The organism is Natronorubrum amylolyticum (assembly GCF_052040145.1).
Classification (GTDB): Archaea; Halobacteriota; Halobacteria; order Halobacteriales; family Natrialbaceae; genus Natronorubrum.
Genome location: NZ_JBPPFW010000002.1, coordinates 732,432 through 755,249, shown reverse-complemented (window position 1 = coordinate 755,249; position 22,818 = coordinate 732,432). Strand labels below are relative to the sequence as shown.

18 protein-coding genes and 2 pseudogenes are annotated in these 22,818 nt (G+C 62.5%); 6 read left to right on the top strand and 14 right to left on the bottom strand.

Annotated elements, in window-relative coordinates:
* Nucleotides 1–78: 78 nt before the first annotated feature.
* From ACSFDB_RS09930 to ahaH, 8 genes are read right to left on the bottom strand one after another with little or no spacing between them, the layout of a single operon-like run.
* Entirely contained in the window at nt 79–1,494 is a 1,416-nt protein-coding gene (locus tag ACSFDB_RS09930) for an ATP synthase subunit B (RefSeq protein ID WP_440770831.1), read from the bottom strand.
* A 2-nt stretch (nt 1,495–1,496) separates the two neighbouring features.
* Nucleotides 1,497–3,260, bottom strand: coding sequence for an ATP synthase subunit A (locus ACSFDB_RS09925; protein ID WP_440770830.1), 1,764 nt, complete (start codon nt 3,258–3,260; stop codon nt 1,497–1,499).
* Nucleotides 3,261–3,263: 3 nt separating this feature from the next.
* Nucleotides 3,264–3,593, bottom strand: coding sequence for a V-type ATP synthase subunit F (locus tag ACSFDB_RS09920; protein ID WP_440770829.1), 330 nt, complete (start codon nt 3,591–3,593; stop codon nt 3,264–3,266).
* Nucleotides 3,590–4,657, bottom strand: a complete 1,068-nt coding sequence (locus ACSFDB_RS09915) for a V-type ATP synthase subunit C (protein WP_440770828.1) — start codon at nt 4,655–4,657, stop codon at nt 3,590–3,592. The genes ACSFDB_RS09920 and ACSFDB_RS09915 overlap by 4 nt, the downstream gene beginning before the upstream one ends.
* Nucleotides 4,654–5,235, bottom strand: coding sequence for a V-type ATP synthase subunit E (locus ACSFDB_RS09910; RefSeq protein ID WP_440770827.1), 582 nt, complete (start codon nt 5,233–5,235; stop codon nt 4,654–4,656). Before ACSFDB_RS09910 ends, ACSFDB_RS09915 begins: the two co-directional genes overlap by 4 nt.
* A gap of 23 nt (nt 5,236–5,258) precedes the next feature.
* Nucleotides 5,259–5,522, bottom strand: a complete 264-nt coding sequence (locus ACSFDB_RS09905) for an ATP synthase subunit C-like protein (RefSeq protein ID WP_006089740.1) — start codon at nt 5,520–5,522, stop codon at nt 5,259–5,261.
* A gap of 5 nt (nt 5,523–5,527) precedes the next feature.
* Nucleotides 5,528–7,747, bottom strand: a complete 2,220-nt coding sequence (locus ACSFDB_RS09900) for a V-type ATP synthase subunit I (protein ID WP_440770826.1) — start codon at nt 7,745–7,747, stop codon at nt 5,528–5,530.
* Complete coding sequence (gene ahaH / locus ACSFDB_RS09895) at nt 7,734–8,066, bottom strand: ATP synthase archaeal subunit H (RefSeq protein ID WP_440770825.1); 333 nt, start codon at nt 8,064–8,066, stop codon at nt 7,734–7,736. Before ahaH ends, ACSFDB_RS09900 begins: the two co-directional genes overlap by 14 nt.
* Nucleotides 8,067–8,224: 158 nt before the next feature.
* Here ahaH and ACSFDB_RS09890 point away from each other — a divergent pair, with 158 nt between their 5' ends.
* Nucleotides 8,225–8,848, top strand: a complete 624-nt coding sequence (locus ACSFDB_RS09890) for a methyltransferase domain-containing protein (RefSeq protein ID WP_440770824.1) — start codon at nt 8,225–8,227, stop codon at nt 8,846–8,848.
* Nucleotides 8,849–8,859: 11 nt separating this feature from the next.
* On the opposite strand, the gene ACSFDB_RS09885 is transcribed toward ACSFDB_RS09890, so the two are convergent.
* Nucleotides 8,860–9,357, bottom strand: coding sequence for an archaellin/type IV pilin N-terminal domain-containing protein (locus ACSFDB_RS09885; RefSeq protein WP_440771102.1), 498 nt, complete (start codon nt 9,355–9,357; stop codon nt 8,860–8,862).
* A gap of 123 nt (nt 9,358–9,480) precedes the next feature.
* Here ACSFDB_RS09885 and ACSFDB_RS09880 point away from each other — a divergent pair.
* Nucleotides 9,481–10,116 (top strand): annotated as a pseudogene (locus ACSFDB_RS09880) (IS6 family transposase); the annotation flags it as partial.
* A gap of 186 nt (nt 10,117–10,302) precedes the next feature.
* Here ACSFDB_RS09880 and ACSFDB_RS09875 read toward each other — a convergent pair.
* Nucleotides 10,303–11,547: a DUF7096 domain-containing protein gene (locus tag ACSFDB_RS09875; protein WP_440770823.1), complete on the bottom strand. Its 1,245-nt coding sequence runs from the start codon at nt 11,545–11,547 to the stop codon at nt 10,303–10,305.
* A 436-nt stretch (nt 11,548–11,983) separates the two neighbouring features.
* On the opposite strand from ACSFDB_RS09875, the gene ACSFDB_RS09870 reads away from it, so the two are divergent.
* The gene (locus ACSFDB_RS09870) at nt 11,984–13,051 is read left to right on the top strand and encodes a helix-turn-helix transcriptional regulator (protein ID WP_440770822.1); all 1,068 of its coding nucleotides are present in this window, start codon (nt 11,984–11,986) and stop codon (nt 13,049–13,051) included.
* A gap of 279 nt (nt 13,052–13,330) precedes the next feature.
* Here the strand turns inward: ACSFDB_RS09870 and ACSFDB_RS09865 are convergent, their stop codons facing one another.
* A complete protein-coding gene (locus ACSFDB_RS09865; protein WP_090310819.1) occupies nt 13,331–14,326 on the bottom strand; it encodes a radical SAM protein in 996 nt (331 codons plus the stop codon).
* Nucleotides 14,327–14,489: 163 nt separating this feature from the next.
* Here ACSFDB_RS09865 and ACSFDB_RS09860 point away from each other — a divergent pair, with 163 nt between their 5' ends.
* Nucleotides 14,490–16,490 carry a PAS domain S-box protein gene (locus tag ACSFDB_RS09860; RefSeq protein WP_440770821.1) on the top strand — a complete coding sequence of 667 codons (2,001 nt, stop codon included), beginning with the start codon at nt 14,490–14,492 and terminating at the stop codon, nt 16,488–16,490.
* 150 nt (nt 16,491–16,640) lie between these two features.
* Entirely contained in the window at nt 16,641–17,762 is a 1,122-nt protein-coding gene (locus tag ACSFDB_RS09855) for a DUF373 family protein (protein ID WP_440771101.1), read from the top strand.
* Nucleotides 17,763–17,825: 63 nt separating this feature from the next.
* Here the strand turns inward: ACSFDB_RS09855 and ACSFDB_RS09850 are convergent.
* The 3 genes and pseudogenes from ACSFDB_RS09850 to ACSFDB_RS09840 form a co-directional block, all read right to left on the bottom strand.
* A pseudogene (locus ACSFDB_RS09850) lies at nt 17,826–18,667 on the bottom strand (polyprenyl synthetase family protein).
* Nucleotides 18,668–18,716: 49 nt separating this feature from the next.
* Nucleotides 18,717–21,200, bottom strand: coding sequence for a methyl-accepting chemotaxis protein (locus ACSFDB_RS09845; RefSeq protein ID WP_440770820.1), 2,484 nt, complete (start codon nt 21,198–21,200; stop codon nt 18,717–18,719).
* A complete protein-coding gene (locus ACSFDB_RS09840; RefSeq protein WP_440770819.1) occupies nt 21,200–22,468 on the bottom strand; it encodes an ABC transporter substrate-binding protein in 1,269 nt (422 codons plus the stop codon). The genes ACSFDB_RS09845 and ACSFDB_RS09840 overlap by 1 nt, the downstream gene beginning before the upstream one ends.
* 196 nt (nt 22,469–22,664) lie before the next feature.
* Between ACSFDB_RS09840 and ACSFDB_RS09835 the strand changes: the two genes are divergently transcribed.
* The gene (locus tag ACSFDB_RS09835) at nt 22,665–22,793 is read left to right on the top strand and encodes a hypothetical protein (RefSeq protein WP_440770818.1); all 129 of its coding nucleotides are present in this window, start codon (nt 22,665–22,667) and stop codon (nt 22,791–22,793) included.
* The last annotated feature ends 25 nt before the right edge of the window (nt 22,794–22,818 follow it).

The following is a 22,818-nucleotide window of genomic DNA, read 5'->3' as shown; positions in this document are numbered from 1 at the left end:
TTCGGGCGCCGCTCGGGCTGGCCGATCGACTATCGGTGAGATCGAACCGGGAGAAATGGAATAGCGAAACCGTGCCGATCAGTCGGCCGAGACTTCGGCGGCTTCCGTCTCGTCTTCGCGGTAGTGCTCTGCGATGAGGTCCTCGTCGATCCGGTTGAGGGACTCCTTCGGGAGCTCCGACAGAAGGTCCCAGCCGAGTTCGATCGTGTCGTCGATCGAGCGGTTGTTGTCGTACCCCTGCTGGATGAACTCCTCCTCGAACCGGTCGGCGAAGTCGAGATACTTGTTGTCCAGTTCGGAGAGCGCCTCGCGACCGACGATGTTCACGAGGTCGCGCAGGTCTTCACCCTCCGCGTACGCGGCGTACATCTGGTCGGAGACGTCGGCGTGGTCGCCGCGGGTCAGCCCCTCGCCGATACCGTCGTCCATCAGTCGGGACAGCGACGGCAGGACGTTGATCGGCGGCTCGATCCCCTGACTGTTCAGGTCTCGATCCATCACGATCTGGCCCTCCGTAATGTAGCCGGTCAGGTCCGGAATCGGGTGGGTGTCGTCGTCGCCGGGCATCGTCAGGATCGGAATCTGCGTCACCGACCCCTCTTTGCCCTCGATTCGACCGGCGCGCTCGTAGAGCTGTGCCAGGTCGGTGTACATGTATCCGGGGTAGCCACGCCGACCCGGAACCTCCTCACGCGCGGCACCGATCTCACGAAGCGCCTCACAGTAGTTCGTGATGTCGGTGAGGATGACCAGTACGTGGTAGCCTTTCTCGAAGGCGAGGTACTCCGCCGTCGTCAGGGCGAGTCGCGGCGTGACCGTCCGCTCGACTGCGGGGTCGTCCGCGAGGTTCATGAAGACGACCGAGCGCTCGAGTGCGCCGGTGCGTTCGAAGTCGTCCATGAACTCGTTTGCTTCCTCGGCGGTAATTCCCATCGCACCGAAGATGACTGCGAACTCCGACCCCTCGTCGTCGCCTTCCTCTTCCTCGGGCACCGACGCCTGCCGGGCGATCTGGAGCGCGAGGTCGTTGTGGGGGAGGCCGGAGCCCGAGAAGATCGGGAGCTTCTGGCCGCGAACGAGCGTGTTCATGCCGTCGATACCGGAGACGCCGGTCTGGATAAACTCCTCTGGGTACTCGCGGGAGTAGGGGTTGATCGCCTTGCCGACGATATCGATGCGATCGTCGGGGACGATCTCCGGACCGCCGTCGATCGGGTTGCCGGAGCCGTCGAGCACCCGTCCGAGGAGATCCTCGGTGACGGGCATCTTCATCGTCTCGCCCAGGAATCGAACGGAAGCGTTGCGGTCGATACCGCCCGTTCCCTCGAACACCTGGATCGAGACGACGCCCTCGCTCGATTCCAGCACCTGTCCGCGCAGCGTTCGGCCGTCGTCGGTTTCGATCTCGACGATCTCGTCGTAACCGACGGGTTCGTCGACCTCGGCGAACACCAGCGGGCCGCTGATTTCCGTGATTGTTTGGTACTCTTTCATCGTTAGTACAGTGCTCTGATCTGCGATTCGATATCGGATTCGAGTTCGTCGATGTACTCGTTCCACTCCTCCGCCGTCGCCATCCGGTTGAGCCGCGGGAGGGCGTCGGCGTCCTGAATCTCCTCGGCCGGAACGCCAGCGTCGAGCGCCTCGAAGGCCTCGTCGTTGAACGTCCGGATCGCCTGGAGCATCCGGTAGGTCTTCTTCGGGTCGCAGTAGGTGTCGACGTCGTGGAACGCGTTCTGCTGGAGCCAGGCTTCACGCAGGTAGCGTGCGACCTCGAGGGTCAGCTGCTGGTCTTCCGGCAGGGCGTCCTTGCCGACGAGCTGGACGATCTCCTGCAGTTCGGCCTCCTCGTCGAGCACGTCGACCGCCCACTGGCGAACCTCCGGCCAGTCTTCGGCGACGTTCTCTCGGAACCAGGGGTCGAGCTGCTGTCGATACAGCGAGTACGACTCGTTCCAGTTGATCGAGGGGAAGTGCCGACGCTCCGCGAGGTCGGCGTCCAGCGCCCAGAACGTCTTGACGATACGCAGGGTGTTCTGCGTGACGGGTTCCGAGAAGTCGCCGCCGGGCGGCGAGACGGCACCGATCGCCGTCACCGATCCCTCGTCGCCGTTGAGCAGTTGGAACTTGCCGGCGCGCTCGTAGAACTCCGAGAGCGAGGCGGCCAGATATGCGGGATACCCCTCTTCGCCGGGCATCTCCTCGAGTCGGCTCGAAATCTCGCGCATGGCCTCGGCCCACCGGGAGGTGGAGTCGGCCATCAGCGCGACGTCGTAGCCCATGTCGCGGAAGTACTCCGCGATGGTGATCCCCGTGTAGATACAGGACTCTCGGGCTGCGACCGGCATGTTGGACGTGTTCGCGATGAGACACGTCCGGGACATGAGCGGCTTGCCCGTCTGCGGGTCTTCCAGTTCGGGGAAGTCCTCGATGACCTCGGTCATCTCGTTGCCGCGTTCGCCACAACCGACGTAGACGACGATGTCCGCGTCGGCCCACTTGGCGAGTTGGTGCTGGGTGACCGTCTTCCCGGAGCCGAACGGACCGGGAATCGCGGCCGTCCCACCTTTCGCGATCGGGAAGAGGCCGTCGAGAATTCGCTGCCCCGACACGAGGGGGATCGTCGGCGTCTCCTTCGTCTCTGCGGGGCGAGCCTCACGAACGGGCCACTCCTGGTGCATCGTGATCTCCTCGCCGGAGTCGAGTTCGACGACGGTTTCGTCGACCGTGAACTCACCGCTCTCGGTCGCCGTCACTTCGCCACCCTCGTAGTCTGGCGGGACCATCACGCGGTGCGTGATGCTCTCGGTCTCGGGCACTTCACCGACGACGTCGCCGGCTTCGACTGCGTCACCGACCTCGACGGTCGGAGTGAACTCCCACTCCGTCTCGAAGTCGATCCCGGGGGCGTCGACCCCGCGGTCCAAGAACGCCGTCCCCATCTTCTCCTCGAGGACGTCGAGCGGGCGCTGGACACCGTCGTAGATGGCGTCCAGCACACCGGGTCCGAGGTCGACGGAGAGCGGTTCGCCCGTGTTCTCGACGGGTTCGCCCGGGCCGACGCCGGAGGTTTCTTCGTACACCTGAATCGTGGTCAGGTTCCCTTCGATCTCGATGACCTCGCCCATCAGCCCTTCGTCACCGACGTAGACGACGTCGTTCATCCGGGCGTCGAGGTCCGCGGCGGTCACGACCGGACCGCTCACGCTTTCGATTACACCGTCTTCGTCGACGGTCTGGGTGTCTTCTGCCTGGCTCATAGTTTATTGTTCGTCTTCGTCCATCAGGTCGATACCGATCGCACGCTTGATCTGGTCGCGCAGTCCGCCGCCGCCGGTTCCGCTTCCGATCGTGACGACGACCGGCTCGACGCTCGTCTCGACGGTCTGGCGCACGTTCCGCGAGAGGAACTCCAGATCGTCGTCGTGCATGACGACGATCCCGACGCCGTCGTCCTCGAGGACGTCCGTGACGGCGTCGTCGAGGTCGCTTTCCTTCTCGTCGTCCGGGACGTTCTCGAAGCGACGGACTCCCGCGAGGCGGAAGCCGGTCGTGAACTCCGGACTGCCGACGACTGCGATTTCCTGACTCATAGGATCACCAGCTCCTCTTCGATCTCGCTCTCCTCGAGTCCGACCTCGCGTCCGCGAGCGATCGCACGGATGTTCTCGACCTCGCGCTCCTTGGCGAGGATGTACGACAGCACGGCCGAGATCGAGGCCGGGTAGATGCTCGAGAGCGTATCCGCGTACTCGAGCAGCGCAGCGTCTAGTGCGTGCTCGAACTGGATAAGGCTGTCAGCGTTCCGCAGCCGATCCATCGCCCCCGAGAGGCGCTTGCCGTAGCGTTTGTTCTCGCCGATGTGATCGACGAGCGCGTCGTAATCGTTGACGAGCCGGCTCAGCTCCGACTGGTCGAACAGGACGCCGCCCTCGATATAGTAGGACGCGGGATCGAGGTCGGCACCGCTGCGAGCGAGTCGCAGGGCGTTCCGGGCGTTCCGGAAGTCGATCTCGGCCTGCAGGAACTCGACGTACTTCGCTTCCGGCCCCTCCTGGGGCTCGGCAATCGGTCCGCGGGAGAGGTCGTCGAGCAGGTGCTCGTAGAACTCCCGGTCGAGCGCGTTCTCGAGGGGGACGAGCGCGCCGGTCTCTTCGAACTCCTCGTACGCTTCCGTGAGGGGATCGTAGTAGATCGTTCGGTTGAGGACTTCGATCGCGTCCTCGATCTCGTCGACCTCGAGCAGTCGATCGATCATCGCCTCATCGAGTTCACCGGCCATGATCAGGTCCGTCCTGATCTCCTCGGGATCGGTTTCGGTGTAGATCCCGCGGATGATCGTCTTCAGGTTCCAGACGTCGAACTTCCGGAGGTAGCGGGCGATGAGGTCGTACAGTCGACCGTCCGACCAGTCGAGCAAGTCCTGGAAGTGTTTCGCGAGGTTCCGGTTCAGCGCGTACTCGATCAGGTCGACACCCGAGAAGCGTGCACCGAGTTCGTTGATCTCGCGTTCGTACTCCGATTCTTCCATGAACCGTGCGATCCCGCTCGGCCCCATCCGGATCAGCTTCCGATAGTCTTCGTCCGCGAACAGCGAGGCTCGGCGTGACCGAACGCGAGCGTTCACGTATTCCGGATTCGAGGCGCCTACGCTCATTGTTCGAAGAGTCTGTTGCTGATCTCCCGGAGGTTGTCTTCCCAGACGTCCTCGAGCAGCGAGTCGAACGTGTTGTTGACTCGGACTCGAGACTGGTCGCTCTCGACGACGACGCCGCCGAGGCAATCGTACTCGCCGGCGTACTCGTAGCCCTCGTAGTCGTCGAGGATCGACGTGATCAGTTCCTCGTCGCTCTCGCGACCGTAGACGTTGACGTCGTCGCCCTCGTCGAACTCCTCGCTTGCCCCATCGAGGAGCGTTCGCGTCAGTTCCTCGCGAGTGTCTCCCTCGAGGGCGGCGAGCTCGTCTTCGACCTGCTCGCGAACGTCGCCGAGGACGTCACGGCGGGCCTCCAGGCGCTTCTGTTTCGCCTCCAGTTTCGCACTGGAGAGTCGCTGTTCGCGAAGCTGCTCGATCTCGCGCTCGACCGCCTGCTCCGCATCGCTGAGGATCTCCTCGGCGTCCTCCTCGGCGGCCGATTCGATCTCGTCGGCGCGCGCTTCGCCCTCGGCGCGGATGTCCTCCGCACGCGCGTGGGCCTCTTCTCGAATGTCTTCTACGACTGTATCCAAACTCATTGGTGAGAGAAGGGGGGGTTGTTTTAGACGATGAAGACGACAACCAGTGCCAGGATCACGAGCGTCTCCGGAAGGACGGTCATGATCAGGCCTGGAACGAACATATCGTCGTCCTCAGCCATTGCGCCGACTGCTGCGGCGCCGATACCTCGTTCCGCATATCCGGCTGCGAGTGCCGCGAGACCGACTGCCAGTGCCGCTGCACCTTCGTTCTCGAGGGTTGGGCCGCTCACTTCTTCTGCTTGCAGTGCAACATCCGCCAGTTCAGGTCCGAGTTCAAGTGCCATTGTAGTTAGTCCTCACTGTGATTTCGATCGTGTCCGAACGGTTCGTAGTTCTTTCCACCGCCTTCATAAAACTTCCCAAAGAACTCGACGTACTCAAGCCTGATACCCTGTAATCCGGCACTTGTGATACCAAGTAACAAGACCAGAATGTGTCCGAGTACCAGCACGAGAACGCCGAGTGCGAAGGCGGCGATCGCGACTGCTCCGTCGCCGATGTAGAACAGGCCATCGAACATGACCTGTCCGTCCTCGGGTCCGTAGCCGGTCCAAGGCGCCATGAAGGGGCGTGCCCCCTCAGGCGTCTGGACGGCTCCGAAGGTCAGCAGGTTGACGACGAACGCCATCCCACCCTTTGCGAGCAAGACGGCGGTCATTCGTGCGTAGGAGACGACGTGTGCGAACGGCATGGCGAACTCGGCCAGTTCGACCGGGTCGCCGACTGCCAGGAGCACGACGCCGAGGATGACTGCCAGAAGCGGCAGTGTAATCTCGACGCCGCCGATCGCGAACAGATCCATCATCGGGAAGCCGCTGAATCCGAACGCGAACGGCTCGCCGTCGAACGCGGTGTAGATGAAGTCGGGCTTGACGTGCGCTGCCTGCTCCGTGAACACCCACACCCAGAGTCCGTTGAGCATCAGGAGCCACGAGCCGCTGTGGGTGATCGCACCCCAGAGACCGTGACCGTGCTGGATGTTCTCGACGAAGTCGAGGATCCAGCCGATGTTCAGGTGAAGCACTCCGAGTGCGACGGCGACGATCAGCCAGGCGTTGACGAACTCTGCCGTCGCTGGCGAGAGTCCCTTGTCTCCCATCGGCGCACCGCCGTCGCCGAAGATCATGTAGCCGAGTTCGTGGAGTCCGAAGAACTCCCCGAACAGGATCCCGAAGACGATGGTGAACGCGCCACACCACATGGCGACACCACCGAGACTCGTGATCCCCGGGCTATCGAAGCTCTGATACATGTAGAATCCGGTCAGCACGTACAAGAGTCCGTACCCGACGTCACTGATCATGAACCCGAAGAACAGCGGGAACGTCAGGAACAGGAAGATCGTGGGATCGAGTTCGTTGTACTTCGGTCGATTGACCGCCTGTACCAGCGTTTCGAACGGCTTGGCTGCCGACGGATTCTTCTGAATCGTCGGCGGCTCGTCGCTCATCGTCACGGCCGAGCCACCGTCCGTCATGGCCTTCTGCTGCTGGCCATCTTCTTCCGCAGCCGCATCTTCGTCGTCTTTCGCCGCCTGGGTACCCTGCTGGATATCCTCCGTGTGGGTTTTCCCGTGACGGTCGTAGCTCGCTCGCTCGAGCTCTTCGATCTCGACGCTCTCGCCGACGGCGTCGTTCAGCGACGCGACGAGATCGTCGTACTCGTCGCTCGGGATCCATCCCTCTGCGATGAACGCCCGACCCGTCGTTGCGAACTGCAGCGGCGCGTCGGCTTGCTGGACCTCGACGGTCAGCTCTTCCTCGACGGCCAGCAGAAAGCCGGCCTCGTTCGCCTTGATCTGCTCGAGTTCGGCGTCGATATCTTCGATCTCGTACTCGAGCTCGCGTTTGCGTTCCGACAGCTCGTCGACGTACGCACTCGGCGTCTGGTCGGTCTCCGGCACCGGGTGCCGGGTGAATTCGACGCCGACCAGGGCGTCATCGATCGGACTCGAACCGGCGTCTGCGGTGGGTGCGGCCACGATAGCCACGACGTCGCCACCGGTGAACGTCTCGTAGGCTCGAATCTCGTCGGAGGCGGCGACGGCGTCTTCGACTTGGGCGCGCGGCCCTTCGCCGACGACGACGTCGACCGTGTCGTACCCCGACAGGAGGTCGAGGTCGATTCCGAGCTCTGCGAAGGGAGCAACGCGGCCGATCTTCTCTTCGACCTGTCGAAGCTCCTCGCGGGTCTCGCTGCGCTGGTCGTCGAGCTCGTTGACCCGCGTTCGGATCTCCTCGATGCGTGACTCCCAGTTCTCCTCGAGGGCCCCCGGTTCGGCCTCGTCGGCCGACAGCTTCAGGGTACTCTCGAGGGCGCGGACTGTCACCAGCTTCTCGGAAGCGTCGTCGGCTCCTTCGATGGGGTTCCCGTTGTCGAACCCCTCCCAGGAGCCGTCGTAGTCCGAGAGGTGAACCAGATTCAGTCCGTGGATCGTCTCGATGACCGCGGGCATAACGCCCTTGGAACCGGTCACCGAGACCTTGCTCATCCGTTCAGGTCTGAGCATGGACGTCCTCCTGGAACAGTTCGACGACGTGGTTCGTCACTTCGTCGACCCGATCCTGGGCACGTTCGGCTAGCGCCGCACGCTCCTGTTCTCCTTCCTCGAGGACGCGTTCGCACTCCTCGTCGATCTCTTCGCGCGCCGCCTCTAGCTGGCGCTCCTTGAGATCCCGCGCTTCTTGTTCCGCTTCCGTGCGAATCTCCTCGGCACGTTTCCGGGCCTCGGCTATTCGCTCGTCGCGGTCGTTCTGTGCCAATGCGACGATCTCGTCGGCTTCCTCTTCCGCCGACTGTATTCGTTCGAGAACCTCTGGCCTCGGCATACTCTAAGCGGGTGGACGTTTACAAGGGCGCGTATATGGTAGTTGCGAAAGTCACCCAGCAATTTTGCACACAGCGGCATCGGTCTGTGCCGATTAATCACGTTTCGTGACCGACGGGAACAGCAGACATATCCCGATCCGGCTGAAATCCACCCACAATGGGAATCCTCGAGAACAAGGCCAGAGCCCGACTGTTCTACAAGTACCTCTCGAAGGTGTACGACCAGGTTAATCCCTTCATCTGGAACGAGGAGATGCGCGCCGACGCCCTCGAACTGCTCGATCTCGAGGCCGACACGACCGTCCTCGACGTCGGCTGTGGCACCGGGTTCGCGACCGAAGGACTGCTCGAGCACGTCGACGAGGTGTACGCGCTCGATCAGAGCGAACACCAGCTCGAGCAGGCCTACGCGAAACTCGGAAAACGCGCTCCGCCGGTTCACTTCCACCGCGGCGACGCCGAACGGCTGCCGTTCGCGACGGATACGTTCGACGTCGTCTGGTCGTCCGGTTCGATCGAGTACTGGCCGAATCCGATCCTCGCGCTCCGGGAGTTCCGCCGCGTCCTGAAACCCGGCGGTCAGGTGCTCGTCGTCGGGCCGAACTACCCCGACAGCGTCGTCGCACAGAAACTCGCCGACTCGATCATGCTCTTCTACGATGAGTACGAGGCCGACCGGATGTTCAAACGGGCCGGTTTCGAGGACGTCAAACACCTGTTCCAGGGGCCGTCCTACGATCCGGACGTCGCGATCACAACGATCGGTCGCGCTCCGGAATAGTTCGCCAAGAGCTATTTTGCAGTCGACTCGAGTGCAGCCACCCGATGCCCATCTACTACAAGGGTGACGCGAATTGAATCACCGGGCTCGATTTCGGGGTCATTTGTGTCGGCGACGGCGACACCCACACGCTCTCCAGCCCGCCATTCGGGGTCTGTTGCGGCGTTAAACGGTCCGTCAGGAGCTCCATCGAATCCACTTGCACCGACGAACGGAACAGGCGGCTGATCCGTTAATTCCTCACCGTCTACAGCGACCGTTACCGATAGCGCCTCGACATCGATCGAATCACCCGCGATGTGCTCGATCGTAATTGTTGACTCCTCGCCATCGACCGAGAGCTCGAATGTCGCGGCTGGGCCAGGGCCACCCGACTCGAGCGACCATGCCCCGATGCCGATCGCGAGAACGGCCGCCAGACAGACGGTGAGCGCGAGCAGTGCAGCGACACCGACTACCGGGCTTACACCTCGTCTAACTCGGCGTATTCTGCTCTCACGTGCGGTCAGAGACGCTACGATCGGGTCGTCGTTCACGTATTGTTCTGGCCGCCCCTTCCGAAATAAACGTTCGTCCGATCCGAAGGGTGGTGTTCAAATAAGGTTGAAGGAGCGAGGCGTGGCGTTTTCAAAATGATTCATCCCGAAAATGCACGTCTCAGTTCTAGTGTCAGTCAGATTGACTTGGGTTTGTGGAGCGAGAGGCAACATCGCGACTATTGATGAAGCTCAGTATTCAGTTTCATCTCGCGGGACTCCCGCTCTCGAATACTGTTCGAATTCTCCATATGTTCGGTGTTGAACGGATTTGAACCACCGTCCATAACTGGTTCACAAAGCTGATCTACAGCCAGATTTTGGTCGGAATCCGGATCAGGTTGCGGTTGATCAAACAGTGATCCGACTCAACAACGGGCAGTACTGGCTGTATGCTGCGGTTAATCCCGAATCAAACGCATTACACCATACACAGCTCGAACCGACCAGAACCAAAGTGATAGCAAGTTCGTTCATTGCAGAACTGCGCGAGAAACACGATCTCGACGACGCTGTGTTTCTCGTCGACGGCGACAAAGCACTGAATTACGCCTGCCAACGACATGACCTCGATTTCAGATACGAATGCGACGGAAATCGAAACAGCGTCGAACGTGTCTTTCGAGAAGTATAACAACGAACCTCTTCGTTCTCAAACTGTTTTAGTAATGCATACGCGGAAACAGCTGACGAGTGGCTCAGATCATTCCCTTTGCGTGGAATCAGCTTATCTGTACACGATGGTATCGGCGCGTCCCACACATTTGGTCGCTCGTTCTTTCGTGTATTTTACCGGAGAATTCAGTACCGGTAACAGTTCATCCTCCCTCGATGTGTCATACGGATCGCTGTACGTCATTTCCGGTGCAACCACGACCGTTCTGCGGTTGTACCGGTAAACCGTTACAGCAGACCGTATCAGTCGTTCGGCACCGTCGTCTCGAGCGTGTTCGTTCCCGTCTCGACCGTCAGATCGTACGATCCTGCGGGTGGAACGAGCCAGATGATGCCGTCAGTATCGGTTGCACCAATCTCGAACGCATCGACCGAAACCGTCGCCGTCTCGGGCTCGCCGGTTTCAGCGTCAGTCACTGTTATTTCGACCGGTCCGTTCGACGGCGTCTCGTTGAATGCCACTTCAAGGCCGTCGTCAGATACAGTTTCTCTTTCGGTCACTGGCTGTGTCGCAAGCGATAGCTCCTGGACTTCGCGGTAGACGTCACCGCTTCGCCCATCGAGATAGATCTCGAGGTCACCATGATCGTGTGCCGTTTCGACGCGGAACAGCTGTAGCGTTGTGAACTCTTCTGCTGACGGACTCGAGGAGTGCTCGAACGCCCACGGGTAGAGCTCTTCTTTCGTGTAGTCGAACGCTTCGCTGACGTCGTCAAGTTCGCTCGTCTGGTCGTCCGCCCGATTGTCGAAGCGTGTCGTCTCACGGACGTAATTTTCACCGACAGTCGAGAGACTGTATCCGTTTTCAGATGTCTGAATTGCGACGATTTGCGTCATTTCGTGATCGCTTGCGACGGTATCGAGCGTCGACCGAATGGGTGTCCGATGCATTTCGAGTGCATTCTGTTTGTCGTCGACGGACAGTCCCCATCCAGAAATTCGCTCAGTGCGCTTTTCAAGTGACTCGAGTGTCTCGGAGAGTACCGCTGCTTCGTGATGATTCTGGAGCAACGTTTGCAGAAGCTCGGTTCCCGAGAGTTCGCCGTTCGAATGAGCGACAACCGCCCGTTCTTCCCGCTCCTCGAGGGCCAAAATCCGCTCTTCGACCTGTTGGAATCCGTTTCTGACGATCTGCTCTCGTTCCTCGTTGGAGGCATCCTCGAACTCGCTGTCGACGATGGCGTACTGTTCGTAGTCGATTCTGAGCTCATTGTCAGTTGCCGCGAGTGCCATTCCGAGATCGGAGCCGTACTCGGTGTATTCGCTTCGGACTTCGCTGGTAAGCTCGAGACGGTTCGTCGTCTCATCGACTTCTGTTAATGGTTCATCGTGTGGCAGGAGCATATTCTGCTGGAGGGCATTCTGTTGGAGGGCTCCGTCGTCGTCTGCTACTGGGACATCACCTTCAAATCCCGCAGCGAGGGCGGGAACCGCAAAAAGCGAAGAGACCACCAGCAACACGAGGAGAAAAGGGATCGCGTTATTCATCGGCCCACTATATACGCTCCGGATATAAAAGATGGTCGTAACGGAGACGTTCAATATCGATGAACTCATATCTGCGACGGTTGCTCCATTCCACTAGTAACGTTTTATTTTCGGATGGAAAGGGTTTTTTCCCCCGGGAAACCACCCGTTGGTACGCATGCGGTTATTTACCGCCGTTACATTCGCCCTCACAATCCTCCTCGTGACGTCTACGGTGGGGGCAGTCGCCATTACGGCGCCTCTGCCCGAGCCCACGCCGTCAGTCAACGATCGGTACCCGTCCGAACCAGCTTCCTCCACGATTCAGGAGCAACAATCTCAATTATCGGCTCTTTCGGCACAATCTGAGCCATCCGCGAACGATCCGAAGCAAGTGATACGGATCGACGTTCGAGACAATGGCGATGCTCGATGGACGATCGAAAGTCGGTTCCTGTTGACCGACGGTGATGATGTAGAGAGCTTCAACGAGTTTGCCACAGCCGTTACAGCAGGCGAACGCGATGTCGCATACGACCGCCAGTGGTTTGAGCGACAGGCTACCGACGCTGAGGCGGCTACCGACCGCAGCATGTCGATCGAGAACGCCGGCTGGGACGAGCCACGTATCGAGGAACTCGAGGACGACGATATCTCGCCGGATGAGATCGACGACGAAGAAACCGCTCACGTCGGCATCATTTCCTACTCCGTCACCTGGACGAACTTCGCGACCGTCGATGATAACCGGATCTACTTCGGTGACGCGTTCCAGACGGACAACCCCTGGTTCCCCGCACTGTGGGACGGCCAGCACCTCGAGATCGAATCACCTCCCGATTACGCCCTCGAGACGCCAACGCAACTCGAGTGGACCGGCCCCTACCAGTTCGGAGAAGACGAACTTCAGATCATCTTCGTCCGTAGCGGGGGTGACTCCACCTCCGTCGCTGGCTCTGTGGTGTCGGGCTGGATGATCGGTGGTATTGTTGTACTCCTCTTCCTCGTCGGGGCGGGAAGCTATCTCTTTGCGCGCCGAGGCCCAGAAACCGACCTCCCCGCACCAGTCGATCGCATTCCCGACCGAGCCGCCGCGCTCGGAATCGCTGCTCACGTCGCTCAACTTCGATCACGCGTCCGCGCTCAACTCGGACGGGAGCAGCAGCAGCCGGCTACAACCGATACCAATGGCAGCACGGTTCAGTCAGCTCCCGGGACCGCTAGTGACGCTGACGGCGCCGACCGACGGTCTGGTGCGACCGGGACACGACTCGAGTACGAGGAGGAGTCCGACGACGAGATCGATCTCGAACTGCTGAGCGACGAGGAGCGCGTCCTCCGGATGCTCACGCGAAACGGCGGGCGGATGAAACAGGCCTCGATCGTCAAAGAGACCGGCTGGTCGAACGCCAAGGTTTCCCAACTCCTCTCGCAGATGGACGACGACGAGGAGATCGAGAAGCTCCGGATCGGTCGGGAGAACCTCATCACGCTCCCCGAAGTCGATCCGACCGAACTGGATTGACGACGACCGCTTTCTCGTCGGGTTCGCTCCGCTCACCGTCGCTGCTCACGGACGCTTTGCGTCCGTTCGCACGGTTAGCGGGACTGCCGGTCCCGCTTCACTCCAAAAATCTCCACCAAAAAGCCGCTCACTCCTTCCAGTCGTTCGCGGTACTCACACCAACGGCGTCCGCTCGACGACCTGCCACGTGGACCTTTTTCTCGTCGGGTTCGCTCCGCTCACCCTCCTCCAAAAATCTCCACCAAAAAGCCGCTCACTCCTTCCAGTCGTTCGCGGTACTCACACCAACGGCGTCCGCTCGACGACCTGGCCGTCGTACGTCGGATACTGTTCCACGATTTCGCCGTCCTCGAGATCACCCTCGTCGATCATCTCCTCGAGGAGCCACCAGGCGATCTCGACGTGATCCGTTTTGACGGTGTAGAACTCCTCGGGGACGCCAAGCGCTTCGAAACGTTCGGGTTCGGCGCGGGTCTTGCCGTAGACGAGCGTGCCGTCGTCGGTGATGTCGTCGAACTCCCGGCGAATGTTTCGGGCCATGCGCTTCAGGCGACGGCGGTGCTGGGCGGCGTCCTTGAAGACGGAGGTGCAGAAGTAGACTTTCTCGTGGTCGCCCATCACCTCGAGGATCTCCTCGCGGGAGCCCTCGACGGCGCTCATGTGGTCCTCTTTGAGTTCGAAGCCCTCCTCCTGCATCCGGCGGTAGTTCCCGTCGCTCATCTCGAACTCGTTGACGTTACAGAAATCGGCCGCTCCCTCGTCGAGAAAGTCGAGGAACTCCGGCTCAGGGCGGATGCCGGGGATTTCGAAGGCCGGGGTGAGCCCCTCCTCGCGGGCGATGTAGAGGATTTCCTCCCACTCGGTGCCGTGCATCTCGCCCCACAGCTCCAGCGGCGGGTGGAACCGAATCTCGTCGAGTCCGGCCTCGGAGAGCCGACGCATGTTCTCGCGGCCGCCCGGAATACCCGTATAGAGGTGGGTGTGATGGTCCTCGCCGAACTCGTCTTTCAGCAGTTCGAGGTAGTGACAGGTACGATCGAGGGCTTCCTGCGGTTCGCCGCCGGTGATCGACGTGCCCAGCGCGTCCATCCGGTGGGCCTCCGTGAGGACGTCTTCGTCGCTCTCGACGAGTCGTTCGTTCGCGTAGACGTCGGTGACGTTCTTGCGGTTCTCGCCGAGCGGGCAGTAAAAGCAGTCACGCTGGTCGCAGTAACCGTACACGAACAGCACCATCTTGCCGCCTTTCGCGCACTGCTCACAGCCCTTCGAGATCATTCGAGGAAACGTACTGGGCGCGCCCACAAAAGCCGTGCGAAACGAGCGCGCCGTGAGTCGACGGCTCACGCCACCTTCGAGCGTCGGTCATCTCCCGGTCGCGTTCCGAGCACTCTCTCGGCCGCATACTATTATACGGTGGCCTCCCAACGGAGGCTAGCTAATGTCTCCCGGGATCAGCGTCCTCTGTGTCGACGACGACCCGGACGTCCGGTCACTGACGGCGACCGCACTCGAGCGAACGAACGACGAACTGGACGTCGCGACGGCGAGCGGGAGCCACGAGGCGCTCGACCGAGTGGCGAACGGTGACGATCCCGACTGCATCGTCAGCGACTACGACATGCCCGAACTGAACGGTCTCGAGTTGCTCGAGGCGGTACGGATGGAGGATTCCGACCTCCCGTTCATCCTGTTCACCGGAAAGGGGTCCGAAGAGATCGCCAGCGAGGCGATCTCGGCTGGCGTGACCGACTACCTACAGAAAGGGTCCGGGCTGGATCGCTACGCGGTCCTCGCGAACCGAATCGAAAACGCCGTCGACCGCCGACGGACGGATCGGGCGCGCCGGGAGAGCGAACGTGAACTCGAGCGCTATCGGACGCTCGTGGAGTCGATGAGCGATCCGATGTACGTCCTCGACGAGACGGGGCGGTGTACCGTCGCGAACGAGGCGTTTTGCGAATTAGTCGGTGCCGACCGAGAGCGCGTTCTCGGGGCCCACATTTCGGCGTTTATCAGCAGACCGTCGCTCGAGCGCGGCGTCAAGACGGTTCGTCGACTACACGAGAACGGTCACGAGTCCGGTCGGTTCGAAGTCTCCGTCGGGGGTGACGACGGCGAGGAACGGATCGGCGAAGCGAACGTGACCGCGCTGACCGGCGAACGAGGCGAACGAACCGGATCGACCGCCGTGATCCGGGATATTACCGACCGAAAGCGACGCGAACGCGAACTCTCGAAGTACGAACGGATCATCGAACTCGCGCCGATCGCCCTGTTCATTCTCGACGCGGAGGCGACGATCGTCTGGTGTAACGACGAGTTCGCCGAGGCGTACGCCGAAGACGTCGACGAACTGCTCGGCACGCGGTTTCCGGCACTCGTCGAACGCGGCTACTACGACGAGGGTGTGATCGACAAGTACACCGACGAGGTACGCGCGCTCCTCTCCTCGTCGGTCGACCGCGAGCGAGCGAAGTACCAGGTGCAGTTTCGGAACGCAGCAGGGGAGGAACGTATCCACGACGTCCACACTAATCTCCTTCCGCTCGAGGACGGCGCGTTCACCGGCACGATTCACGCGATTCGCGATATCACGCGACGACGCCGATACCAGCGCGAACTGGAGCGCCAGAACGATCGACTCGAGGAGTTCGCCGGCGTCGTCAGTCACGATCTCAGGAACCCGCTGAACGTCGCTCAGGGGAGTCTGGAACTCCACGCGGAGGAGTGTCCGATCGAGACCGATGGTGAGACGGAGTCGATCGAACGGGTCCGCTGGTCGCTCGAGCGGATGGACGACCTGATCGAGGATCTCCTGTCGCTCGCCCGCCACGGTCGGACGGTCGGCGACCCCGAACCCGTCGACCTCGGGCGACTCGTCCGCGAGGCCTGGGAGGCCGTCGATACCGCCGGCGCGTCGCTCGAGTGTTCGACCGAGATCACGATCGCCGCCGACGAGAGCCGACTGCGAGCGCTGTTCGAGAATCTCTTCCGAAACGCCGTAGAGCACGGCTCAACGAGCCCTGCTTCGGAACCTCAGCAGGACGCTGTCGAACACGGTTCGACAAGCCCTCGGTCGCAAACTCCCGAGGACGCCGTGGAGCACGGTTCTACGGGCTCTCGGTCGCACACTCACGAGAACGCCGGAGCGCACGACGCACGGGTCGTGACCGTCACCGTGGGACGTCTCGAGGACGGCTCGACGAGCGGATTCTACGTCGCGGACGACGGCGCCGGCCTCGAGGGGGACCTCGACGAGATATTCGAGTACGGCCACACGACCGCCGACGACGGAACCGGTCTGGGACTGGCGATCGTCGACGGTATCGCCGACGCCCACGGCTGGACGGTCTCGGCCTGCGAGGGCGACTGCGGCGGCGCGCGCTTCGAACTCCGGGAAGTCTCGCTGCTCGAGGACGCGTCCGCCGAGGCGGAGTAGAGACACGCTATATCCGCGAGCCCGTTTCGGAACCGCCCCGACCGGCGTCTCGCCTCGAGCGCGGTCGTCGTCTGCCTCTCCCTCGAGCCGTCGTCTACATTCTGTCGTCCCCAGAAGATGGAAATACCCCGCGCCCGAACGTTCGTGCAGATGCTGCTGGTCCTCTGTGTCGACCTCGACGACGACCTCGGCCGGAAAACGGGCTTTTCGACGCCGGTCATCGGTCGGAATCCGGTCGAGGAAGCGGCCGTCGCCCTCGCGACCGCGGACCCGGAGGACTCCGACGTCAACGTCATCTTTCAGGGGTTACACATCTACGACGATCTCGACGGGCGCGACGAGAGCGTCGAAGTCGCCGTCGTCACCGGCAACGACGAAGGCGACGTTAAGGCAAATCGAGAGGTCGGCGACGAGGTCGATACGGTCCTCGCGAGCCTCTCGACCGCGGAGGACGTGACCGCGCTCGTGGTCACCGACGGCGCACAGGACGAGTCCGTCATCCCCATTATTCGGTCGCGGGTTCCGATCGACGGCGTTCGCCGCGTCGTCGTCCGACAGGCTCAGAACTTGGAGTCGATGTACTACACGATCAAACAGGTGTTGAACGACCCCGAGACGCGAGGGACGGTGCTGATTCCGCTGGGAATCCTCCTGCTCATCTACCCGCTCGCGCTGATCGGAAGCGTGCTGGATATGCCCGGTATCGTGCTCGGGACGACCTCCGCGCTCCTCGGGTTCTACCTCATCTCCCGCGGGCTCGGGCTCGGCGATCGACTCGACGCCGCCGTCGAACGCGGCCGACGGTCGCTGTACGCCGGCCGGACGACCCTGCTCGCCTACGTCGTCGCCGCGGCCCTGTTCGTCCTCGGCGGCGTCAGCGGAATGAACACCTTAGAGGAGGTCCAGGGGGCCACCGCGGACGATATCGGCGCGCCGGTCATGCTCGCCGCGTTCGCCTACGGCTCGATCCAATGGATCGCCGCCGCTGGACTCACCACCAGCCTCGGCCAGATCACCGACGAGTACATTGCGGGTCGGCTCGAGTGGCGATATCTCAACGCCCCCTTCTACGTCCTCTCGATCGCTATCGTCCTCCACGCGGTGAGCGCGTACTTCCTGAACGAGGTCGAGATCAACTACCTCGCGACTGCGCTGACGGTCGGGACGCTGCTGGGCATCGTGAGCACGCTCACGTTCGCCGTCCTCGAGTCGCGATTTTCGGACGAGGAGGGAGACCGCGAGCCGGAAGAGGGGACGAGACAGCGAGTATAGCGACAGCGCCCGCGGGAGGATGAGTAGAAAACAAGGATCGTCACCGTGCGGTTTCGACTCGAGTCATCGTTCCCGCTCGACCACGAACTCCGCCAGTTCGAGCAGGTAGTCTCTGGCCGCCGGATCGGCGACCTCGACCCGGTCGAGCGCGTCGATCGCGCGGTCCGACTCGGCTCGAGCGCGCGCGTTGGCCTCCTCGGGGGTGAGATCGGTGACCTGTACGACCGACGGCCGCTCGAGGGCGGCGTCGTGGCCGGTCGGTTTCCCCAGTTCCTCGGGGTCGGCGACTGCGTCCAGTACGTCGTCTCTGATCTGGAAGGCGACGCCGACGCGTTCGGCGTACTCGCCGAGCGCTTCGACGGTGACGGGGTCCGAGTCGGCCGCGATGGCCCCCAGCTCGGCGGCGGCCCGAAAGAGCGCCCCGGTCTTTCGGCGCGCCAGCGTCATGTACTCCTCCTCCGTCTCCGGCTCGGCCGACAGCTCCGTGGCCTCGCCGATACCGAGTTCGACCATCCCTCGGCGACGACCTGCGTCGCCTTCGGATCCGCGGAGAAGAGGGCAAAGGCCTCCCCGAGCAGGCCGTCGCTCGAGACGATGGCTGGCCCGTAACCGAACTCGGCCCACGCGCTGGTCGTCCCGCGGCGCAGTTCGGAGCGGTCGATGATGTCGTCGATGACGAGCGACGCGCTGTGGACGAGTTCGATCCCGACGCCGAAGTCCACCGCGTCCTCGGCCGACCCGCCGACGGTTTCACAGGCTAGCAGTGCGACCATCGGCCGGACGCGTTTGCCGCCCGAGAGCGCCGTGTGGCGGATCTCCTCTCTGAGCGAGTCCGGCTCGAGGGCGTCGATCACCTCGACGAGGCGCTCCTCGATCAGCGCCCGACGACGCTCCAGACGTTCCATTGCCAGCGCTTAGGACGGGGGTACAAAGTAGGTGACGGATCAGCCGAACTCAGGACTCGTCGACGCCATCGAACGAGAACGGCTGGTCCGTTGGTTCCGGCTCCGACGTGTTCGCTTCCGGCTCCGCCGTTGCGGAATCTTCAGTATCGGTCTGTTCAGCATCCGTCTCGGTCGGTTTGCCGTCAATCTGTTCACCGTCCGTCTCGGTCTGTTCGCCCGCCTCGAATGTCAGTTCAGTTCCCGTCTCGGCCGCTTCGTCGGCTTCGTCAGTCAGTTCGGGGTCGGCGTCGGTCGACCAGGACTGCGAGCTTCGGTCGGTATCGAAGCGGTCGAGCGCCTCGCTGAGGTGTGCCGCCTGTCCGGCCAGCGAGTTCGCGTTCTCGGACACCTCGGCGAGTGCCGACGTCTGTTCTTCCGCCGCGGCCGCGACGTGTTGGGCCTCCTGCACCGTCGTCTCGGAGATGTCGGTCGCGGCGGACGTCATCGCAACGACTTCCTGCGTCGAGGCCGCCTGCTCTTCGGACGCCGCGGAGATCTCCTGGACGCCGTCGTTAGTCTGGCTCGCGTAGTCCGCGATCTCGTCGAGCGCCGCCGCCGCGTTCTCGACGGAGTCGACGTGCGTCGAGATCCGATCGGCGGTCTTTTCGACCTCCGTCGCCGTGTGGTCGGTTCGCTCGTTGATCCGCTCGAGTCGCTTCTCGATGTCCTCGGCGGTCTCTCTCGTATCCTCGGCCAGCTCTTTGACCTGCGAAGCGACGACGGCGAACCCGCTACTGTCGTCGTTGGCTCCGCGCGAGGCCTCGATGTTGGCGTTCAACGCGAGCATGTTCGTCTGCTCGGCGACCTCGGAGATGAACTCGACCAGTTCGTCGATCTGTTCCATCTCCGCCTCGAGCGCCTGGATCGCTTCGACGGCCTCGGCCGACTCGGATTCGATCTCGTGCATCCCGTCGATCGCCTCCTGTGCCGCTTTGCGGCCGTGACGGCCCGTTTCGGCCGTCCGCTCGGCGATGTCGGCGACCTCGTTCGAGGAGGCGGCGATCTCCTCGGTCGTCGTCGAAAGGCCGCTCATTTCGGTTGCGACGGCCTGTAGATGCTGGTTCTGTTCGTCCGCGCCGTCGGAAATCTCCTGGACGGACACCGTCACCTGCTCGGATGCCGATCGAACCTCCTCGGCGCTCGTCGTCACCTCTTCGCTCGCCGTCGCGACCTCCGTGGCGAACGTCTTGACGTGAGCCGTCGTCTCCTCGAGTTCGTCGACCATCGAGTTGAACGAGCGGGCGATGTCGGCCATCGCCTCGCTCTCGCTCTCGGGATCGAGCCGCTGGGTCAGGTCTCCGCCGGCACACTGGGCCATCACGTCGCGGTACTCGTCCGCTTTCGTCTCGAGGTGGCGGTTGATCGTCTCGGTCTCGGTGCGCGCCTGCTCTGCATCCCGCCGGGCTTTCTCGGCCTCTTCGATCTGATTCCGCAGCGAGGTGCGCATGCTGTCGAAGCCCTCGTAGAGCCGCCCGATCTCGTCGGCCCGGGACGTCTCGAGATCGACGTCTAAGTTCCCTTCCTCCATCTCCTTCGTCCGATCGCGCAACTCGGCGAGCGGGACGACGGTCTGGCGACCCAGCACGACGCCGACGACGCCGAGCGCGATCAGGCTCACCAGCACCATCGCGATGACGTTGGTGCCGACGTCAGCCGCAACGCCGTAGGCCTGTTCGGTCGGGACGCTCGTGACGGCAACCCACTGCGTGTCGCCGACCGGCGTGTACGCCCGGACGAACTCGCCGTCGTCGACGCGCGTCAGTCGACCGCCGAGTGCGGCCTCGAGCGCCTCGTCGTCGACCGACGCCTCGTCGATCGACGCGTTCTCGGACTGCAGGACCGGCGTTCCGTCGGCGTCGACGATAGCCGTCGACGACGACGCGCCTTCCTGCTGAAGCTGCTGGACGCGGTACTCGAGCGTCCCGATGACGACGACGACGCGGTCGTCGCGTTCGGAAACCGGACTGGCAAAGGCCATCACCTGGTCGTCGAGCGACGACGACGTGTAGGCCTGCTCGGAGTTCCACACCGCGTCGTCGAAGGCGAGTTCACCTTGGAAGTCGGTTGTCGCCCACGGATCGTCGACATCTGCGAGCGACTGGCTGCGGAGTTCCGCGTCCGTGCTCGTGACGACCTCGTCGCTCTCGGTGTCGACGTAGTGGATCGCCCGCACGTCGACGGACATCCGCGCTTGGCCCTCGACGATCTCACCCTGTACTTCCTGTGGATCGCCGTCCTGTAACACCGGCGAGGCCGACGCCGTCCGCGTCTGAACGCGCATCGACTCGACCCACTCGCCGATTCCGTCCGCCTGCAACTCCGCGGTCGACTCGAGTTGCTCGTTCGAATCGTCTCTGACGGTGTCGTCGATGGCGGCGTAGCTGACGGCGCCGACCGAGCCGATGACCAGGACGACCACCAGAATCGAGATCACGAACTTCGCGAGGTATCGCCGCCTGATGAACGACGGGACCAGTTTCTCACGGACCGACATTAGGTCGTCACCCGGTCTATTTCGGCGATACCGCCATCCGCCTCCCGATCGAACTCCCAGTACTCGAACGTCGCGTCCGTCACGTCGCCGTTCTGGTCGAACGACAGCGCGCTCGAGGCGCCCTGATACTCGACCGGTTCGCCCTGTGCCGCGAGTTGGAGCCCCTCGGCGAGCGTCTCCGGTTCGATTACCTCCCCGGGGTCGTTCGTCACCGTCTGCATGGCGTTTCTGATCGCCGTCCCGTCGTTCTGCCCGGCGTACGCGTTGGCGAGCAAGAGCACGGCCGTCGAATCGTAGGCGTGGGCCGTGAAAATCCCCGGTTCGGCGTCGTAGGCGTCTTCGAATCCGCCGGCGAAGAACGCCTCGCCGGGACCGCCGACCAGCGGCGCCGTGCCGCGAATGCCGTCGATGGAATGGTCGACCTCGTCGTGAAGGCCGCCGTCTCGGAGTCCGTCCGTGACGAGCACGTCGATCTCGTCGAGGTCGTCGCCCAGATCCGAAAACAGTTGTGCGCCCGTCTCGGGGTAGCCGATGACGATCAACAGTTCGGGGTCGTCCGTTCTGGCTTGCTCGATCGCATCAGCGTAGGAGCCGCTCTCCTCGTCCACCGGAACCTGCGCCGATACCGTCCCGCCGTGGGTCGTCTGGTACGCTTGCGTAAACGCCTGGGTTAGCTGCCAGCCGTAGTCGTTGTTCACGTACAGCGTCGCCGCCGTCTCGTGACCGAGATCCGTCACCGCTTGCTCCGCGAGAATAGCCGCCTGTAAGGAGTCGGATAGCGCCGTCCGGAAGACGAGTCCGGCGTCGTTCAGGGCCGTGATGGTCGGCGTCGTCGACGCCGGTGAACAGCTGACGACCCGGTGTGGAATGAGCACCTGTTGGGTCGCCTGGAGCGTCACGTCGGAGGCCGCCGGCCCGTTGACCATCGGATAGCCGTCGTTGACGAGGCGAGCAGCTCCCTGAACGCCCGCGGACGGTGAGGTCTCCGTGTCGACAACCTCGTACTCGATCTCGAGATCGATCTCGTCTTCGACCTGCGTAATCGGAAGCAACGCGGCGTCCCGAATCGGCTCTCCCACGGAGCCGAGATTACCGCTGAGCGGTAGCATTACGCCGAGTTTGATCGTTCGATCAGTACCGCCTCCATCTCCGTCGTCGTCGTCGCGAACGTCGAACCCGGAGAAACTACCGAGACAGCCAGCGAGGCCGCTGAGTCCAGCGACACCCGCGGCCGACAGGAGCTTCCGGCGTTTCAGTCGGACTGACATACAAACCGTATTTAATCACTGATACATAGCTATGTCGGGCAATCATCAACTGTGATACAATAACACGCCACGTTCTTCCGGTGACCCGTTGCTTGGGTGCGGCTGGCTACTACGATCGACGTCGCGCTCGGTGTCCGCCGCTGCTGATTGCGATAGACGGCAGCAACGATAGCCGGGTTCGAGCGACGTATCGGCTATGGCAGATCTTGGCAATCCGTTCGGCGTCGATTTCGCAGCGGTGAGTTCGGTGTTGGATTATCTCTCTCTCTTTCTTTCCGCGTGGGTTGTGACGTTTCTCGAGCGCACCGCTCTTGGCGAGACGTGAAGCGCTGTCGATAAAACGGAACCCT

Coding starts and splice junctions, on each gene's coding strand:
- ACSFDB_RS09835 (WP_440770818.1), top strand. CDS start 22,665: ATGGCAGATCTTGGCAATCCGTTCGGCGTCGATTTCGCAGCGGTGAGT.
- ACSFDB_RS09900 (WP_440770826.1), bottom strand. CDS start 7,747: ATGCTCAGACCTGAACGGATGAGCAAGGTCTCGGTGACCGGTTCCAAG.
- ACSFDB_RS09930 (WP_440770831.1), bottom strand. CDS start 1,494: ATGAAAGAGTACCAAACAATCACGGAAATCAGCGGCCCGCTGGTGTTC.
- ACSFDB_RS09920 (WP_440770829.1), bottom strand. CDS start 3,593: ATGAGTCAGGAAATCGCAGTCGTCGGCAGTCCGGAGTTCACGACCGGC.
- ACSFDB_RS09875 (WP_440770823.1), bottom strand. CDS start 11,547: ATGAATAACGCGATCCCTTTTCTCCTCGTGTTGCTGGTGGTCTCTTCG.
- ACSFDB_RS09855 (WP_440771101.1), top strand. CDS start 16,641: ATGCTGCTGGTCCTCTGTGTCGACCTCGACGACGACCTCGGCCGGAAA.
- ACSFDB_RS09865 (WP_090310819.1), bottom strand. CDS start 14,326: ATGATCTCGAAGGGCTGTGAGCAGTGCGCGAAAGGCGGCAAGATGGTG.
- ACSFDB_RS09845 (WP_440770820.1), bottom strand. CDS start 21,200: ATGTCGGTCCGTGAGAAACTGGTCCCGTCGTTCATCAGGCGGCGATAC.
- ACSFDB_RS09840 (WP_440770819.1), bottom strand. CDS start 22,468: ATGTCAGTCCGACTGAAACGCCGGAAGCTCCTGTCGGCCGCGGGTGTC.
- ACSFDB_RS09905 (WP_006089740.1), bottom strand. CDS start 5,522: ATGGCACTTGAACTCGGACCTGAACTGGCGGATGTTGCACTGCAAGCA.
- ACSFDB_RS09915 (WP_440770828.1), bottom strand. CDS start 4,657: ATGAGCGTAGGCGCCTCGAATCCGGAATACGTGAACGCTCGCGTTCGG.
- ahaH (WP_440770825.1), bottom strand. CDS start 8,066: ATGCCGAGGCCAGAGGTTCTCGAACGAATACAGTCGGCGGAAGAGGAA.
- ACSFDB_RS09890 (WP_440770824.1), top strand. CDS start 8,225: ATGGGAATCCTCGAGAACAAGGCCAGAGCCCGACTGTTCTACAAGTAC.
- ACSFDB_RS09925 (WP_440770830.1), bottom strand. CDS start 3,260: ATGAGCCAGGCAGAAGACACCCAGACCGTCGACGAAGACGGTGTAATC.
- ACSFDB_RS09910 (WP_440770827.1), bottom strand. CDS start 5,235: ATGAGTTTGGATACAGTCGTAGAAGACATTCGAGAAGAGGCCCACGCG.
- ACSFDB_RS09860 (WP_440770821.1), top strand. CDS start 14,490: ATGTCTCCCGGGATCAGCGTCCTCTGTGTCGACGACGACCCGGACGTC.